The organism is Pseudomonas sp. 18058, from assembly GCF_902706155.1.
Taxonomy (GTDB): Bacteria; Pseudomonadota; Gammaproteobacteria; order Pseudomonadales; family Pseudomonadaceae; genus Aquipseudomonas; species Aquipseudomonas rustica.
This window is the reverse complement of the sequence record NZ_CACSJY010000004.1, coordinates 101177-117338: the sequence shown is the minus strand read 5'-3', so window position 1 is coordinate 117338 and position 16162 is coordinate 101177. Positions and strand designations below refer to the sequence as shown.

The following is a 16162-nucleotide window of genomic DNA, read 5'->3' as shown; positions in this document are numbered from 1 at the left end:
CAGCTCGATTGTTAGTTGTGACAGATGCTGAATGTCGCGCCGCGAGGCGTAAATCATTTGCGCCAGGTTGTAAATGCGACGAATAACCACCCGGTAGCCCGATCCAGAGCCGTCGGCGGACGCGTCGAGCTATATGGATATGCTTTTTTAATCTTGGAATTCCGATTCTTTTACCGCTCAACTGGCGCCTTTTTGATCGGTGACTATTTATGTCCGAGCGATGTGAGGTGCTGGTTTTAGGCTTGGGCGCGATGGGCGCCGCCACGGTTTACCAGTTGGCGAAAGCGGGGGTGAACGTCGTCGGAATTGATCGTCATCACCCGCCGCATAACCTCGGCTCCAGTCATGGCGATACCCGAATCACAAGGCTTTCGGTTGGCGAGGGCGCGCAATATGTGCCGATCGTGCGCAATTCGCATCGCATCTGGCGTGAGCTTGAGGCGTTGTCGGGCGAGTCGCTGTTCGAGCAATCCGGGCTTCTGGTGCTGACGTCGAGCGCCGAGTTCGATCCTGCAGATCAGAACGACTTCACCTTGCGCACCATCGGGCTGGCGCAGACCTACGGCATCGAGCACGAAGTCTTGTTCGCCGAGCAGATTCGCCAGCGCTTTCCTCAATTCGCCAACGTGCACGACTCGGCCATCGGTTATTTCGAACCCGGTGGCGGCTTCGTACGCCCGGAGCGCTGTATCGATGTGCAGCTCAAACTGGCCGAGCAGCACGGGGCGACGCTTTATAAAGGCGAGACCGTCACCGCAATCACCTCGGACGCGAACGGTGTCACCGTTACCACCGACCGGCGCACGCTGTTTGCCAACAAACTGGTGATCAGCGCAGGCAACTGGAGCGGCGAGTTGCTCGGCGAACCGTTTGAAAATCTGCTCAGCGTGTACCGGCAGAAACTGTTCTGGTTCGAACTGGCAGAGAACGCCGGACTGGTGGGCCATTCACCGACGTTTATCCTGACCCACGGCCGTGGCGACGACAAAATCAACTACGGCTTCCCCGCATTACCCGGCGAGGGCAGTTTGAAAATCGCCACCGCGCAGTACCACACCGCGTCGGCGCCGCAGGCCATCGATCGCACGGTTTCAGCAGCCGAAGCGCAGGACATGTACGAGCAGCAAGTACACAAGCGCATCGCCGGCGTGACCGCAAAGGTCAGCAAGTCCGCCGTCTGCGCCTACACCGTCACGCCGGATCGCCATTTCATCATCGACGAGCATCCGTCGCTGCAACACACGCTGTTCGTGTCGGCGTGTTCGGGCCATGGCTTCAAGCATTCCGCGGCACTGGGCGAGGCGTTTGCACAGTGGTGCATGCGTGGCTCGACCGACCTGGATCTGTCCTCTTTCTCCCTGAAACGCTTCGAAGGAAAACTATCGTGAAACGTGTCGCGCTCTCCGTCGCACTGCTGGTCGCCGCCATGGGTTCTGCCTATGCGGAAACTTTGAAAATTGCTGTGGTGCCCGTGCCCCATGCCGAGATTCTCGAGTTCCTGAAACCTCAGCTGGCAAAAGAAGGCGTGACGCTCGACGTCAAAGTCTTCTCTGACTACATTCAGCCCGACCGGCAGACGGATGAAGGTTTGCTCGACGCCAATTACTTCCAGAGCAAACCGTATTACGAAGCCTACAAAAAGGATCGACCGAGCAGCGATCAGGTGCCTGTCGTCGCGGTACACATCGAACCGTTCGGCGCCTATTCGAAGAAGATCAATAACATCAGCGAACTCAAGGATGGCGCCACCATTGCCATTCCCAACGACCCGACCAACTCCGGTCGTGCGCTGTTGCTGATCGCCAAACAAGGCCTGATCACCCTCAAAGACCCTGACAACATCATGGCGACGCGCCTGGACATCGTCAGCAATCCCAAGCACCTGAAGTTTCAAGAACTTGAAGCGGCGATGCTGCCGCGCGTGTTGAATCAGGTTGATCTGGCCTTGATCAACGCCAACTACGCGCTGGAAGCCAAACTGGTGCCGCACAAAGATGCGCTGTTTATCGAAAGCTCAGAATCGCCGTACGCCAATTACCTGTACGTGCGCCGCGACAAGGCCAACGCGCCGGCGGTGCAGAAGCTCGGCGCATTGCTTAACTCGCCGCAAGTGAAGCAGTTCATTCTTGAGCGTTATCACGGCGATGTAGTGCCGGCGTTCTGATCACGTCAGGCCGTCACTTTCGATTCGGCAAAATGCACTTCAGTGGCTGCGCGACCCGCCAGCCACGCGAGTACGGACGCGACGACCAACACGGCAGCGCTCAGCTCGAAGGTGGCTTTGTGGCCGCTCAGATCAAAGGCCAAACCGCCGACGATGGCGCCGCCGGCGATCGCCAGTTGAACAATCGCCACCAGCATGCCGCCACCGGCTTCCGCATCATCCGGCAGCGTCTGCGCCAGCCATGTCCACCAGCCGACCGGCGCGGCCGTGGCGACCAATCCCCACAGTCCAAGCAGCACGGCCGTCAGCATTGCCGACTCGCCGAAGTTCACCAGCGCCAACGCGATGCCGGCCATGATCAACGGGATAACCGTGAGCGTGCGGTAGAGGCCGCGGCCCATGAATCTTTCGATCAGAAAGGTGCCGATAAACCCTGCGAGTCCCAGCCCCAGCAGCATCAAAGACAGTGTTGAAACACTGACGCCGGTGACGCCCTCAAGGAACGGGCGCAGGTAAGTGAACAACATGAACTGGCCCATGAAAAACACGCTGACGGCGATCATGCCCAAGGCCACGGGCGGCTGACGCATCAGTTGCAGGGCGTTGGCGCCGCCGGCCTTGCGTTCGGCCTTGAAGGACGGAAGGCTGATCATCAACCACACCGCGGCCAGCGCTGCCACCGGCACCACACAGAAAAACGCACCGCGCCAGCCGATCAACGAACCGAGGAAGGCGCCCGCCGGGGCGGCGATCACCGTTGCGAGCGCGTTGCCACCGTTGACCATGGCCAGTGCGCGCGATACTTGATCAGGCGCCACCAGACGCATGGCCGTCGCCGCCGACAATGACCAGAAACCACCGATGGCGATGCCGATCAAGGCACGTCCGATCATGAATGACGGGTAGCCCGGCGCGAGCGCGACGATCGTGCCTGACACGATCATCAGCAAGGTCAGACTCAACAGCAATTTCTTGCGTTCAACGCGGGCAGCGATGCTTGCAATCAGCAGGCTGGTGATCAACGCGAACGCACCGGACACGGAAATGCCCTGACCCGCCTGGCCTTCGGTAATGTGCAAATCGGCGGCAATCGGCGTCAGCAGGCTGACCGGCATGAATTCTGAAGCGACCAGAGCGAACGCGGCCAGGGACATGGCCAGCACGGCGCTCCAGCCGTTTTTCTTTGTAGAAGGATCGGTAAGAGGGGTCGTCATGGAAACTACCTGTGTTGCGCGAAAAGCGTAGGAGGTGATGCGCAGGGGTTGAAGCGATGGATGCCTGCAAGGGCATGCCCCTGTAACAGTTCGACACATTCTCCCGGTCGATCCGCCGCTGCTCTAGTGCATTCCTCTTGAATGCTTGCCTGATCCTCTGAGGATGCAGGGTTGTGGATAGGAAAGCTCGGTTGCGCGGACTACAGTTCGGTCAACAGGAGTGACCGACCATGATCCACACCCCCCATCGCCATGAATCGCCGTTAGCGTTGCAAATTGACCCGCGCATCAGCGCAGCCGGTGACTTCGCGACCTGCATACCCGGGCTGTCGCTGTTTCGCCGCGACCAGCCCTGCCGTGTGCATGATCGAACCGAGCCTGATTCTGGTCGGCCGTGGCGAGAAACGCTTGTGGGTCGGAGGGGAGGGTTATCGTTACGACCCTTCGCGGTTTCTGGTCACGTCGCTGGATTTACCCGCCAACTCCGAAGTGCTGCTCGCCAGCCCTGAGCAGCCCTGTGTCGGTCTGGTGTTGAAACTGGACATCGGCATGCTCGCCGAGGTCATCACCAAAAGTGGCTTGCCCGCCAAGCGGCAGCCATCCACAGGCACCGGCGCCGGCATTGGCAATGTGTCCTCGGCGCTGGAAGGCGCGCTTGATCGGCTGTTGGCCCTGCTTGATGAACCCGAGGCGATCCCGGTGCTGGCGCCGCTGATCCTGCGCGAAATCCATTACCGGCTCCTCAATACCGATCAAGGTTCACGCCTGCGGCAGATCACTGCGGTGGATGGTCAGGGCTATCGCATCGCCAAAGCCATCGACTGGCTGAAACTCAACTACACCGTTGCACTGCGCATCGACGATCTGGCCGCACGCGTGCAGATGAGTGCGCCGACTTTTCACCTGCATTTCCGCCAACTGACCGGCATGAGCCCGCTGCAGTACCAGAAGTGGCTGCGGCTCAACGAGGCGCGTCGGCTGATGCTGGTCGAGCGCCTGGACGTTTCGCGCGCGGCGTTTGCGGTCGGTTATGAAAGTCCTTCGCAGTTCAGCCGTGAATATGGCCGCCTGTTCGGTACCGCGCCCAGTCGCGACATGGCGCTGCTGCGCGGGCAACCAATCGAAGCAGAAGCGGCAAGCTAAACCACAGACACGCTTTACCGGGGATGCGCCTCGCCGCGCGTCACCGTTCATAACAATGCACGTCAACCGATGATAGAGCGGGTGAGCCATGGAATTACGAATCAACCAGAAGACCTATCAGGTCGATGCCGACGCCGATACGCCCTTGCTGTGGGTGATCCGCGATGACCTCGGCATGACCGGCACCAAGTACGGCTGCGGACTGGCGCAGTGCGGCGCCTGTTCCGTGCTGGTCGACGGCAATGTGGTGCGTTCGTGCGTGACGCCGGTGGCCGGCGTGGTCGGCCGCGAAATCACCACCATTGAAGCCATCGAGGCTGACGAAGTCGGCAAACGGGTGGTCTCGACCTGGGTCGATCTCCAGGTGGCCCAGTGTGGTTACTGTCAGTCGGGGCAGGTCATGGCCGCCACGGCGTTGCTCAAGCAAAACCCGCAGCCAAGTGACGCGCAAATCGACGCGGCGATGGTCAATCTGTGCCGCTGCGGCACCTACAACGCCATTCATGCCGCCGTGCATGAGCTGGCCGGCAAGAGGGACGCCTGATGAGCATCCGGATCGATCCGTCCAGTGAGGCATCCGCGTTCGCGCTGCACGAGCCGATCAATGTCTCGCGCCGACGTTTTCTGACCGGTACCGCCGTCGGTGCGTTGGTGCTTGGCTTCGGTCTGCCGCTCGGTTCGACCCGCGTGCAGGCCGCAACGGCTGCGGCGACTGCCGCGCGTGGCACGCAGGTCCCGGCGTTTCTGGAAATTCGCCCGGACAACCGCGTGCGTCTGCTGTGCCCCTTTATGGAAGGCGGGCAGGGCACGTTCACCGCGATGGCGCAAATTGTCGGTGAAGAACTCGATGCCGACCCGGCGACCTTCCTCGTCGAAGCCGCACCGCCCGGTGAAGCCTACGTGGTTTTGGAGAACGGCATGCGCATCACCGGCGGCAGCATGTCGGTGCGCATGAGTTACCCGGTGATGCGCCGCCTCGGCGCACTGGCCCGCGCCATGCTGTTGCAGGCCGGCGCGGAAAAACTCGGCGTGCCGGTCGGCGAGCTGACGACCGAACCCGGTAAAGTCCTGCATGCCGCGTCGGGCCGGTCGTTGACCTACGGCGAATTGGCCGAGCGTGCGATGGATCTGCCGGTTCCCGATCCCGCCTCAATAACACTACGAGATCCGAGCCAGTTCCGCTGGATCGGCAAACCGGTGAAGCGCCTTGATGCCTATGACAAGTCCACGGGCAAGGCTGTGTACTGCATCGATCTGAAGGTCGACGACATGCTGCACGCCGCCGTTCAGCATGCGCCGCGTTTGGGCATGACGGTGGGCAAGCTGCGCAACGAAGAGCAGGTCAAGGCGATGCAAGGCGTGCATTCCGTGCACCGTCTGCCGGGCGCCGTGGCGGTTGTTGCCGAGCGCTGGTGGCACGCGAAACGCGCGGTCGAGGCGATTCAGGTCGACTGGCAAGAACCATCAGCCGACAGCAAAGTCCGGCCGATGCCCGCCGACTTTTCCAGCGATGCCTGGCTCAAGCGCCTCGCTGAAGATAAAAGCCCCGCCAAAGATGATGAACATGAAGGCGACGTGGCGGGGAATCTCAACGAGGCCAAGACGCGGATCGACGCCACTTACCACAATCAATACCTCAACCACGGTCAGTTGGAGCCGCCCTCGGCGCTGGCCAGATTCAATCCGGACGGTTCGCTGGAGGTCTGGCTGCCCAATCAGGCGCCGGACATGTTCCGCGCGGACATCGCCAAGCGCACCGGTCTGGATCCGTCGCGCATCACCTTGCATTCGCCGCTGCTGGGGGGCTTCTTCGGTCGGCATTTTCTCTACGATTCCGCCAGTCCTTATCCGCAGGCGATCGAGTTGGCCAAAGCGGTGGGTCGCCCGGTCAAACTGATCTGGAGTCGCGAGGAAGAGTTTCTGCGTGACGTGCTCCGCCCCGTTGCGGCGGTGAATTTCCGCGCCGCGCTGGACAAGGACGGCTGGCCGCTGGCAATCGAGGCGATCAGTGCCACCGAAGGCCCGACCGAGGCCCTCGCTGGCAAGCAGGGCGAAAAACTCGACCCCACCGCGCTTGAGGGGTTGTCGGGCAAATCCTATGCAATCGCCAACAAGCGCATCGCGCAAATCTACGTCAAAGGCCCGGCGATGCTCGGTTATTGGCGTTCCGTGGGCAATTCCCTCAACGACTTCTTCTACGAATCGTTCCTTGATGGACTGGCTGATAAGGGCGGCAAGGATCCGTTCGAACTGCGCCTGCATTTGCTGCGCGACAACAAACGTTTGACCACCTTGCTGCAAGCGGCAGGTGAGTTATCGGGTGGCTGGAAGCGCGGCCCGTTTACCGCCGAGGATGGCAGCCGCCGTGCGCGAGGCGTGGCAATGGCTTCGCCGTTCGGAACGCACACGGCGGTAATCGCCGAGGTGTCGATCGAAAACGGCCAGGTCAAAGTGCATGACATCTGGCAGGCGATTGACCCGGGCAGCATCGTCAATCCGGCGATTGTCGAGGCGCAGGTCAATGGTGCCGTGGCGTTGGGGTTATCGCAGACACTGGTGGAAGAGGCCGTTTGGCTGGATGGCAAACCACGCGCGCGCAACTACGATTTGTACCCGATCCTGCCGCCTGCGCGGATGGCGCGGGTGCATGTGCGTGTTGTCGAGAGCGGGGAAAAAATGGGCGGCATCGGTGAACCGCCACTGCCCGCCGTCGCGCCAGCCGTGGCGAACGCAGTGGCAACCCTGACCGGGCAACGGGTTCGCAGCCTGCCCATGAGCCGACACACCTTCACTTGATCAGCTCCGGAGCGTCCATGAATAACAGCCGATTCGCAAGAACCGCTGGCTGGCTGGCAGTGCCGTGCCTGGTCGCGGCAGGCCTGCTGGCCTGGTATGTCACCCGCGAGCCCGTCTCGCCTTTTGAAGATCACACGATCACTGCCGCCGACGTCGAACCGGCGCTGCTGGCTCGGGGCGAATACGTCGCCAGGCTCAGCGATTGCGTGGCTTGCCACAGCGTGCCGGGCGCAGCACCGTTCGCCGGTGGTCTGGAGATGGCCACGCCGCTGGGCGCGATTCACGCGACCAACATCACCCCGGATCCTCAAACCGGGATTGGTCGTTACAGCCTGGCCGATTTCGACCGTGCCGTGCGTCACGGCGTGGCACCTGACAGTCGCCGTTTGTACCCGGCGATGCCTTATCCGTCGTACGCCAAGCTCAGTGACAACGATGTGCGTGCGCTGTATGCGTTTTTCATGAAAGGTGTGGCGCCGGTCAAACAAGCGAACATCCCGAGCACGATTCCCTGGCCGCTGAACCTGCGCTGGCCGATTGCCGTGTGGAACGGTGTGTTTGTCGACAGCGGATCCTACGAACCCAACTCGTCGCAAGATGAAGTGTGGAATCGCGGCGCTTACCTGGTGCAGGGTGCCGGCCACTGCGGCAGTTGCCATACGCCTCGCGGTCTGGCGTTCAACGAAAAGGCGCTGGATGATTCCGCTGCGCCGTTCCTCGCGGGCGCCTTGCTGGACGGCTGGTACGCGCCGAGTCTGCGTGATGACCACAACACCGGGCTGGGCCGATGGAGCGAGGCGGAAATCGTCCAGTTCCTCAAAACCGGTCGCAATCGCCACGCGGTGGTCTACGGCTCAATGACCGAGGCGTTCAACAACTCCACGCAGTTCATGAGCGACGAAGATCTGACGGCCATCGCCCGCTATCTCAAATCGTTGCCTGGCGACCCGCAGCGCGACGGCCAGCCATGGCAATACCAGGCAGTTTCGGCAGCGACGCGTCTGGATTCTCCGGGTGGTCACACCTACGTCACGCGCTGTGCCTCGTGCCACGGCCTCGACGGCAAGGGGCAAGCGCAATGGATGCCGCCGCTGGCAGGCGCCACTTCTGCACTGGCCAAAGAGAGCGCCTCGGCAATCAACATCACCTTGAACGGCTCGCAGCGCATCGTCGCTGCCGGTGTACCGGACGCCTACCGCATGCCGGCATTCCGTGAGCAGTTGTCGGATCAGCAGATCGCCGAAGTGCTGACATTCATGCGCAGCACATGGGGCAATCAGGCCAGCGCTGTTGATGCACAAGCCGTTGGCAAGCTGCGTGAACACACTGATCCAGCCAGCAGCAGCCCGATCATTTTGCACATGCGCTAGAGGAGTCAAACGTAGAACTCGCCGTCAGGCCAGCGGCACCTTCACCAAAAAAGTGGTGCCGTGCTCGGTGTTGGAGACAACCTCGATTGTTCCTTGATGTGATGCGACGATCTCGGAAGCTATGAACAGCCCCAGACCCAGCCCCTCTGAAGGCGGGTGATCAACGACCGAGCGTTGCGAAAAACGCCCCATGGGATTGAAAATAAACGGCAGTACATCCTCGGCAATAGGCTCTCCGCGGTTGTGCACGGTAAAGATTGCCGAGCGATCAGAGACTGCCAGCTGCACTTCAATGGGTGTCTGAATATCGCCATGCTGGACAGCGTTGCCGATGATGTTGGAGAACACCTGCTCCATGCGCGGCCCATCAAATTTGCCTGCAACCGGTGCTTTCGCCGTGAAAACAACGTTGGCGTCAGGGTGAAACGCTCGTATTTCATCGACGATGCGTTCACACAGCGGCGCTAGATCCAACGCCACCTTTTTAACAGGAATGCCTGGCCCCATCTGGCAACGGGTCAAGTCCAGCAAGTCGTCCACAATCTGATTCGCGCGTCTCACGCTGGTGAAAATCTGGTTCGCCAGTCGGGTACCGCGTTCTCCGACATCGGCTGACCGGCGCAGGCTGTCCGCACCCAGCAGAATTGCACCTAGCGGTGTGCGCAAATCATGGCCGAGGATGCCGAGAAAGATATTGCGCGACGCGTCCACGGCTCTTGAATAACTGGCAATGGATTCGGCGAGCGCCTGATCGATGGCTTCGTGGAAGCGGTTCATGTCGTCAGCATCGAAGGGCGTGCCGGACTTCACTTTGACCATCCACTGATTGAGCACGCTGGTTCTCAACGCCCGGTATTCCGAGACCATCTGATCGATGGTAAACCCCGCCATCAACCGTGTGACGGCGTGGGTTTCGGCCGGCGTCTCTTCAGCGCTGCTGGGTCCATGCCCCAGAGATTTTGCGATTTGTTCCGAGCGTGTCTGTTGGGTGCGTAGATCTATAACGATGGCTTCGAGCATCTGGCCGGCATGATCGCGCAAGGCTTCACGATCCAGCGCCGCGCCGGGCGTCTCGATGGTTCTGGCGAAATCCTCCCACGCCTGAAGAATAGGCTCGATATGTTCAATGATGAAATCGGGGAGGCGCATGTCGGGAATACTGGTGAGGGCTTATGAAAAGTCGCCGAGCGTTCGTTTCACAGCATGAACGATCCAGTATGCTCACTTTCGTCCGACACTGCGCACTCCGATCGCAGCATCCATCAGTCGGGTTTGATCCTGCTACTTTTCCAGGAACTGTTCCATGCGCTATCGACGACTCGATCTGAATCTTTTAGTGGCGCTGGACGCCTTGTTAAGTGAGTGCAGCGTCAGCCGCGCAGCTGAGCGATTACATCTCGGGCAGTCGGCGACCAGCTCGGCACTCGGGCGCTTGCGCGAGCATTTCAATTGCTGGTGCAGGCGGGGCGGATCACCAGTCAGCTGGATCCCAAGGACGCGCGGCGTTACACCGTGCGATTGACGGCCAGCGGCAAGGAGCTGCATGACCGTGTGCTTAAAGTGGCACTGGAGCGCGAGTCGCGTCTGCTCAGCGGATTGACCCCGGGCGAGGTCGACACGCTCGTTGACTTGCTTGGGCGCCTGCATCTGCAGGTGCCCAATGTGAACAGTTATGACCCGAGTGACGATCAAGTCTGACCACCGCTGGCACACGCAGCGATCGGCGGGTCGCACTTATATCGCAGGTTTCATATCGCGCTCGTTCCGCCCGGTGAACGTCAGCCAGAACAAAATAAACACCGCGATGGCGAAGGCTGCCGGAAACAGCCAGATGCTTCGCCAGTCGTGAACGCCCGCTGTCGAAAAGTGGTCGGTCACCTGACCCGCTACCCAGAATCCGATCAGCATGCCAAAGCCGTAGGTGGCCAGTGTAATGAGTCCCTGGGCGGAACTGCGAAAGCGCTCTGAGGCTTTGGCGTCGGTGTAGATTTGCCCTGAGACGAAAAAGAAGTCATAGCAGACGCCGTGCAAGGCGATGCCGGCCAGCAGCATCATGGCTTGATCACCGTTACTGCCATAGGCGAACAGCAAATATCGCAACGCCCACGCCGACATCCCGATCAACAGTGCGATTTTGATGCCGAAACGATGGATAAACAGCGGCAGCAGCAACATGAAAAGCACTTCGGACACCTGCCCGATGGCCATTTTTGCGGTGGGGTTTTCGACACCGATTTCGGACAGAAACGGATTGGCGTTCTGGTAGTAAAACGCCAGAGGAATACAGATCAGAATCGAGGCGATGAAGAAGATCAGGTAGCCTCGATCCTTCAGCAAACCTAGAGCCTCCACCCCCAGCAGCTGTTTGAGCCCACCGGTATTTTCACCGTGCTCGAGCGGCGCGGTCGCGGGCAAAGTGAAGCTGTAGACACCAAGGATCAACGAGGCGACGGCGGACATCAGAAACGTGTTGCGCAGCGCTCCGTCCGCGATGGCCTGTTGAGAGTCCCAGGCAAAGCCGAAGCTGATCACCAGCCCGGCGATAATCCAGCCGATCGTTCCCCAAACGCGAATCCGCGAAAACTCCAGCGCGGGATCTTTCATTTGCCTGAACGCGACGGCATTGACCAATGCCAGGGTCGGCATATAGACCATCATGTAGGCGAGGACGTAAGGGTAAAACGCGCTGAAATCATCAGCGAGATAGAGCTGGTAGAGCAGGGCCGCGCCCAGTAGATGCAGCACCGCCAGAATGCGTTCCGCGTTGAAAAAGCGGTCAGCAATCAGGCCAATCACGAACGGGGCGAAAATCGCTCCCCACGATTGCGTGGAGAAGGCCATGCCCACCTGACCGCCGCTGGCAGCCAGTGTCGTGGTGAGGAACGTCCCGAGGGTGACGAACCAGCCACCCCAGATAAAAAATTGCAGAAACATCATCGCGCTCAGTCGCGCGTTAATTCCAGACATGTCAGTCACCCTATTATTCTTATTGGATAGACGTTATTGGATAGACGTTAGTGGCCAGCCGCTGTGGCGTCAGTCATCGCCCAGGCCGAGCAGTCGTCGGTTGGATTGCTGATCGGCCGTCACACGGGCGAAATCGTCGAAAGCCTTGTCGGTCTTCTTGATCATGTGTTGCTCAATGAATGCCGCGCCTTCTGCGGCGCCCTGGGCGGCGTCCTTCAGGCAGCATTCCCATTCCAGCACGGCCCAGCCGCTGAAATCGTATTGGGTCAATTTGCTGAAGATCGACTTGAAATCGATCTGGCCGTCGCCCAGCGATCTGAATCTGCCGGGCCGATCCATCCAGCCCTGATACCCGCCGTACACGCCGGAGCGGGCGTCGGGACGGAACTCGGCATCCTTGACGTGGAACATGCGGATGCGCTCGTGATAGCGATCGATGAAACCCAAGTAGTCCATTTGTTGTAAAAGCAGATGGCTTGGATCGTAGAGAATCGCCGCGCGCGGGTGATGATTCACCGCTTCGAGAAAGCGTTCGAACGAGGCGCCGTCGTGCAGATCTTCCCCAGGATGGATCTCGTAGCAGAGATCAACGCCCGCTGCTTCAAAGCAATCGAGGATCGGTAACCAGCGCCGCGCCAGCTCGGCAAACCCCTCATCGACAAGCCCGGCCGGGCGTTGTGGCCACGGGTACAGAAACGGCCAGAGCAAGGCGCCGGAGAATGTCGCGTGAGCCGTCAGGCCCAAGCGCTGACTGGCACGGGCGGCGAGTTTGAGCTGGGAAATTGCCCACTCTGTGCGAGCCTTAGGCTGGCCGCGTAAATGTTCAGGGGCGAAGTCGTCGAAGACGGCGTCGAATGCGGGATGCACGGCGACCAACTGGCCTTGCAGGTGCGTCGACAGTTCGCTGATGACCACGCCCGCTCGCGCACAGGTGGCGATGAGTTCGTCGCAGTAATCCTGACTCTCGGCTGCTCGCTCAAGGTCGATGAATTGCGTGCCGAGGGTCGGTATCTGGATCGCCTTGTAGCCTTGGGAGGCCGCCCATTGCGCGATCTCGGATAACGTATGGAACGGGCTCTCGCTGGACATGAACTGGGCGAGAAAAATACCTGGCCCGCGCATGCCTTTGGTCTGTCGCAACTCAGCGTTCATCTGAGGATTCTCCTGCGGTGTAGGTATCGGGGATTTCGCTCCACTTGGCGTCATCCCGATGGTTGGCGATGGCCGTCTCGATGAACGCCATGCCGCGTAAACCAACGTTGATTCCGGGAACGCCCGGCGCATCGTGGCCTGGCACTTTGTGCAAAATCGATTGCGCCAGTGCGCGATAAAGATTGGCCATGGCTTCGAGATAACCCTCCGGATGCCCGGCGGGCAGGCGCATCCGCGATAAGGCGTCGGCGCACAACCAGGGTTGCCCGACGCCTGAGCGCAACAGGCGGATCGGCTGGTCAATCGAGCGATGGATCAGGCTGGCCGGGTCTTCCTGACGCCACTCCAGCCCGCCTTTGTCACCGTAGAGGCGGATCTTCAACGGGTTTTCCTCTCCCGCGCAGACCTGGCTGGCGATCAATACACCGCTGGCGCCATCGGCCATTTTGAACAGCATCGAGGCGTCGTCATCCAACTGACGGTTATCGAAGTGAGCGCTGAGCATTGCGCTGACGTGTTGAATTTTCTGGTCGGCGACAAACTCCGCGAGAGAGAAGGCGTGAGTGCCGATATCACCGATGCAGCCACCGATGCCGGACTGCGCGGGGTCGTCTCGCCAGTCCGCCTGTTTATTGCCGCGTCCGGAGACATCTTCGCTGAGCCAGCCTTGAGGATATTCGACCAGCACCTTGCGCAGGCGGCCGATCACACCGCTGCGTACCATTTCGCGGGCCTGCCAGACCATCGCATAGCCGAGGTAGGTGTGAGCCAGCCCGTAGATTCGATCGCTGTGGATGACGTCGTGTCGGAGCGACTGCAGTTCAGCAAGATCCAGCGCAGCAGGTTTTTCACTGAACACATGGAAACCGGCGCGCAGCGCTTTACTGGCAATCGGTGCATGCAGATGGTTTGGCGTGACGATCACCAGCAATTCCATGCGCTGCTCAGGCGCAAGCACACTTTCGGCGTCGAGCATTGCCTGCCAGGTGTCATAGCAGCGCTGGGCAGGCACACCCAATGCAGCGGCGGTGCGCTGGTTATTTTCAGGCGTGCGACTGAAGGCACCACAGACCAGCTCGAACTGGCCATCCAGGCGTGCCGCCTGCCGATGCGCCTGAGCAATGAAGGCGCCTTCACCGCCGCCGACAAAACCCATTCTTATTTTTCGACCTGCTGAACTCATGTCACTCGTCTCGGTGGGGTAATTGTTCACTATGCTTGAATGGTGATGTAACCGGTTACATCTGCCCGGAAATTTAGGCTTCAATTCCGGCAGTGTCAAATCCTGCGACGATGTGGAGTGGACATTTCCGCCTGTCGCGACGTGCGGTAAGCTGCCGCTCTCGAACTTCCGAACACGCGAGGCGTTTGTGTCAAATATCCGTGAGGTTGCTCGACTGGCAGGTGTATCCGTGGCAACGGTGTCCAGAACACTGAAATCACCGGAAAGGGTGCTCCCCGAAACCCGCGACAAGGTCAACGCCGCCGTCGAACAAGCCAACTACCGACCGAACCTGATGGCCGTGCAGTTTCGCTCGCGAAAAACCGGCAACCTGGTGATCCTCGTTCCGGCAATCGCCAATACATTTTTCGCACGGGTGATCAGTGGGGCGCAGAAGGCAGCGCAGGCGGCCGGGTATCGTCTGCTGCTTTGCGATACTCAAGGGCAAGAAGCCGTTGAACGTCAATTCGCCGAACTGGTATATGCCCACCAGGCGGACGGCGTGATTCAACTGCGCGCGTTTGATCCCTTTGATACCGCGGCGTCGAGCGCGGATCTGCCGCCGATCGTTAATGCCTGCGAAGTCATCAGTGACGGGCGTCACGCCACCATCAGCCTGGATAATTTCGCGGCCGCCAAGGCAATGACGCAACACCTTATCGCGCTGGGACATCAGCGGATCGGACTGATCAAAGGCTCAAGAAGCAGTCCTCTGACACGCGACCGACTGGCCGGCTATCAGGCCGCTTTGCGCGAAGCCGGAATCGGTTACGACGAGGAATTGGTCTGCCATGGCGACTTCACTCTGAATGCCGGGTTCGTTGGCGCTTCGACAATGCTCTCGATGGCCACGAAGCCAACTGCGCTTTTCTGTGAAAACGACGAGATGGCCATCGGTGCCTTGAAACGCATCAAGCAAGCGGGTTTGCGCGTGCCTGAGGATATTTCACTGGTGGGCTTCGACGATATTCCGATGGCCGCCTACTGCGATCCACCCCTGACGACCATCTCGCAACCCGCTGAGGCGTTCGGTGAGAAAGCCGTGCAAATGCTGATCATGCTGATCGATAAGAAACCGCTGCCCAAGCGCCACGTCGTGCTGCCGTTCAAATTCACCGGCCGCGCCAGTTCAGGCCCTTGCGCGGATAGCAAAGCCCAGTCGCTTTAAGCAAGCTTCAAGCAATTTCACCGTGCCGGCGCACGTCGCCCAACGAATCGCGCTGCATCGACTGCAGGTTTTTCTCGATGGTTTCGCACAGCGCTTCCATCTGAATCTGATGCTCGCTGTGGCGAAACGGGCTTTGCAGATCGGTGCCGATGCGCTCGATCGCCAGCAACATAAACCCGACCACGGTAGAGGCCAGCGGCGTAAACCAGCCCAGCGACTCCACTAGGCCCACTGGCACGATCAGGCAGAACAGCGAGATAAACAGGCGCGGAAAATACACATAAGGGTAGGGCAGCGGCGTATTCGCGATCCGCTCCATACCGCCCTGACTGTTCGATAGATCCACCAGCGTCGATTCCAGCCGCGCCAGACGAATGCTGTCCAGACGCCCGGCCTTGTATTCCCGCGCCAACAACGCAGCGGAGCCGGTGAGAATGTCGTTGGCGAAGTTATTGGTGGTGCCGCTGCGCGCAAACTCATCAGCGGGAATAAACGCCCGGACTTCCTCAGGGCAAGGCAAACCTTGCAGATGCGCCGCCAAGCAATTCACGTAAGCAACGTGACGACGCAGCAACGTCGACTTGACCGGATTCACCTCGGTGCCGGGATCATCCAGCAACGTCAGCACCTGCCGGGCAAAACTGCGCGAACTGTTGATCATCGAACCCCACAGCGTCCGCGCTTCCCACCAGCGGTTGTAAGCGCTGCTGTTACGAAAACTGATCAGCACGATCAATGCCGAACCCAATAACGTCAGGGGCATCAGCGGCAAATTCAGCTTGGCGTTGAGAAACAGCATGAAGTCGACCGTGACGGCGATGTCCCACAACAACAGCCAGAACAAGGCCCAGCCGACATAGCCCAGGGTCTTGATGATCAAACGGTATTTTTTGACGATGGCAGCTTTCAAACGGAAACCTCGTGGCGAGCGGGAAGCAGTGATGCTTTAGCTCGGACGGTGTTTTC

13 protein-coding genes and 2 pseudogenes are annotated in these 16162 nt (G+C 60.0%); 9 read left to right on the top strand and 6 right to left on the bottom strand.

What is annotated here, in order from left to right; translation table 11 throughout:
• Positions 1 to 209: 209 nt before the first annotated feature.
• Together solA and GVL50_RS03715 are read left to right on the top strand one after the other, a co-directional pair.
• A complete protein-coding gene (gene solA / locus GVL50_RS03720) occupies positions 210 to 1388 on the top strand; it encodes an N-methyl-L-tryptophan oxidase (RefSeq protein WP_159811793.1) in 1179 nt (392 codons plus the stop codon).
• Positions 1385 to 2164, top strand: coding sequence for a MetQ/NlpA family ABC transporter substrate-binding protein (locus tag GVL50_RS03715; RefSeq protein WP_156316147.1), 780 nt, complete (start codon positions 1385 to 1387; stop codon positions 2162 to 2164). The genes solA and GVL50_RS03715 overlap by 4 nt, the downstream gene beginning before the upstream one ends.
• A 5-nt stretch (positions 2165 to 2169) precedes the next feature.
• Here GVL50_RS03715 and GVL50_RS03710 read toward each other — a convergent pair whose 3' ends face one another.
• Positions 2170 to 3378 (bottom strand): MFS transporter, encoded by a 1209-nt coding sequence (locus tag GVL50_RS03710; RefSeq protein WP_159811792.1) that lies wholly within the window; start codon positions 3376 to 3378, stop codon positions 2170 to 2172.
• Positions 3379 to 3608: 230 nt separating this feature from the next.
• Between GVL50_RS03710 and GVL50_RS03705 the strand changes: the two are divergent.
• The 4 genes and pseudogenes from GVL50_RS03705 to GVL50_RS03690 all read left to right on the top strand — a co-directional run bounded on the left by GVL50_RS03705 (position 3609) and on the right by GVL50_RS03690 (position 8687).
• Positions 3609 to 4521 (top strand): annotated as a pseudogene (locus tag GVL50_RS03705) (AraC family transcriptional regulator N-terminal domain-containing protein).
• A gap of 88 nt (positions 4522 to 4609) precedes the next feature.
• Positions 4610 to 5065 carry a (2Fe-2S)-binding protein gene (locus GVL50_RS03700; RefSeq protein WP_053120137.1) on the top strand — a complete coding sequence of 152 codons (456 nt, stop codon included), beginning with the start codon at positions 4610 to 4612 and terminating at the stop codon, positions 5063 to 5065.
• The gene (locus GVL50_RS03695; RefSeq protein ID WP_159811791.1) at positions 5065 to 7317 is read left to right on the top strand and encodes a xanthine dehydrogenase family protein molybdopterin-binding subunit; all 2253 of its coding nucleotides are present in this window, start codon (positions 5065 to 5067) and stop codon (positions 7315 to 7317) included. Before GVL50_RS03700 ends, GVL50_RS03695 begins: the two co-directional genes overlap by 1 nt.
• Positions 7318 to 7334: 17 nt before the next feature.
• Entirely contained in the window at positions 7335 to 8687 is a 1353-nt protein-coding gene (locus GVL50_RS03690) for a cytochrome c (RefSeq protein ID WP_159811790.1), read from the top strand.
• Between the two features lie 24 nt (positions 8688 to 8711).
• Here the strand turns inward: GVL50_RS03690 and GVL50_RS03685 are convergent, their stop codons facing one another.
• Positions 8712 to 9836 carry a sensor histidine kinase gene (locus GVL50_RS03685; RefSeq protein ID WP_159811789.1) on the bottom strand — a complete coding sequence of 375 codons (1125 nt, stop codon included), beginning with the start codon at positions 9834 to 9836 and terminating at the stop codon, positions 8712 to 8714.
• A 154-nt stretch (positions 9837 to 9990) separates the two neighbouring features.
• Between GVL50_RS03685 and GVL50_RS03680 the strand changes: the two are divergent.
• Together GVL50_RS03680 and GVL50_RS03675 are read left to right on the top strand one after the other, a co-directional pair.
• Positions 9991 to 10137: pseudogene (locus GVL50_RS03680) on the top strand (LysR family transcriptional regulator); the annotation flags it as partial.
• The gene (locus GVL50_RS03675; RefSeq protein WP_282352033.1) at positions 10137 to 10385 is read left to right on the top strand and encodes a MarR family winged helix-turn-helix transcriptional regulator; all 249 of its coding nucleotides are present in this window, start codon (positions 10137 to 10139) and stop codon (positions 10383 to 10385) included. The pseudogene GVL50_RS03680 and the gene GVL50_RS03675, both read left to right, overlap by 1 nt.
• 36 nt (positions 10386 to 10421) lie before the next feature.
• Here GVL50_RS03675 and GVL50_RS03670 read toward each other — a convergent pair whose 3' ends face one another.
• The 3 genes from GVL50_RS03670 to GVL50_RS03660 form a co-directional block, all read right to left on the bottom strand.
• Positions 10422 to 11654: a nucleoside permease gene (locus tag GVL50_RS03670; RefSeq protein ID WP_159811843.1), complete on the bottom strand. Its 1233-nt coding sequence runs from the start codon at positions 11652 to 11654 to the stop codon at positions 10422 to 10424.
• A gap of 69 nt (positions 11655 to 11723) precedes the next feature.
• A complete protein-coding gene (locus GVL50_RS03665) occupies positions 11724 to 12776 on the bottom strand; it encodes a sugar phosphate isomerase/epimerase (RefSeq protein WP_159811842.1) in 1053 nt (350 codons plus the stop codon).
• 19 nt (positions 12777 to 12795) lie between these two features.
• On the bottom strand, positions 12796 to 13989 hold the full coding sequence (locus GVL50_RS03660) for a Gfo/Idh/MocA family protein (RefSeq protein ID WP_159811788.1): 1194 nt from the start codon (positions 13987 to 13989) through the stop codon (positions 12796 to 12798).
• A 187-nt stretch (positions 13990 to 14176) separates the two neighbouring features.
• Between GVL50_RS03660 and GVL50_RS03655 the strand changes: the two genes are divergently transcribed.
• Positions 14177 to 15196 carry a LacI family DNA-binding transcriptional regulator gene (locus tag GVL50_RS03655; protein WP_159811787.1) on the top strand — a complete coding sequence of 340 codons (1020 nt, stop codon included), beginning with the start codon at positions 14177 to 14179 and terminating at the stop codon, positions 15194 to 15196.
• A gap of 7 nt (positions 15197 to 15203) precedes the next feature.
• Here the strand turns inward: GVL50_RS03655 and GVL50_RS03650 are convergent, their stop codons facing one another.
• A complete protein-coding gene (locus tag GVL50_RS03650; RefSeq protein ID WP_053120153.1) occupies positions 15204 to 16106 on the bottom strand; it encodes a bestrophin family protein in 903 nt (300 codons plus the stop codon).
• Positions 16107 to 16162 lie beyond the last annotated feature (56 nt).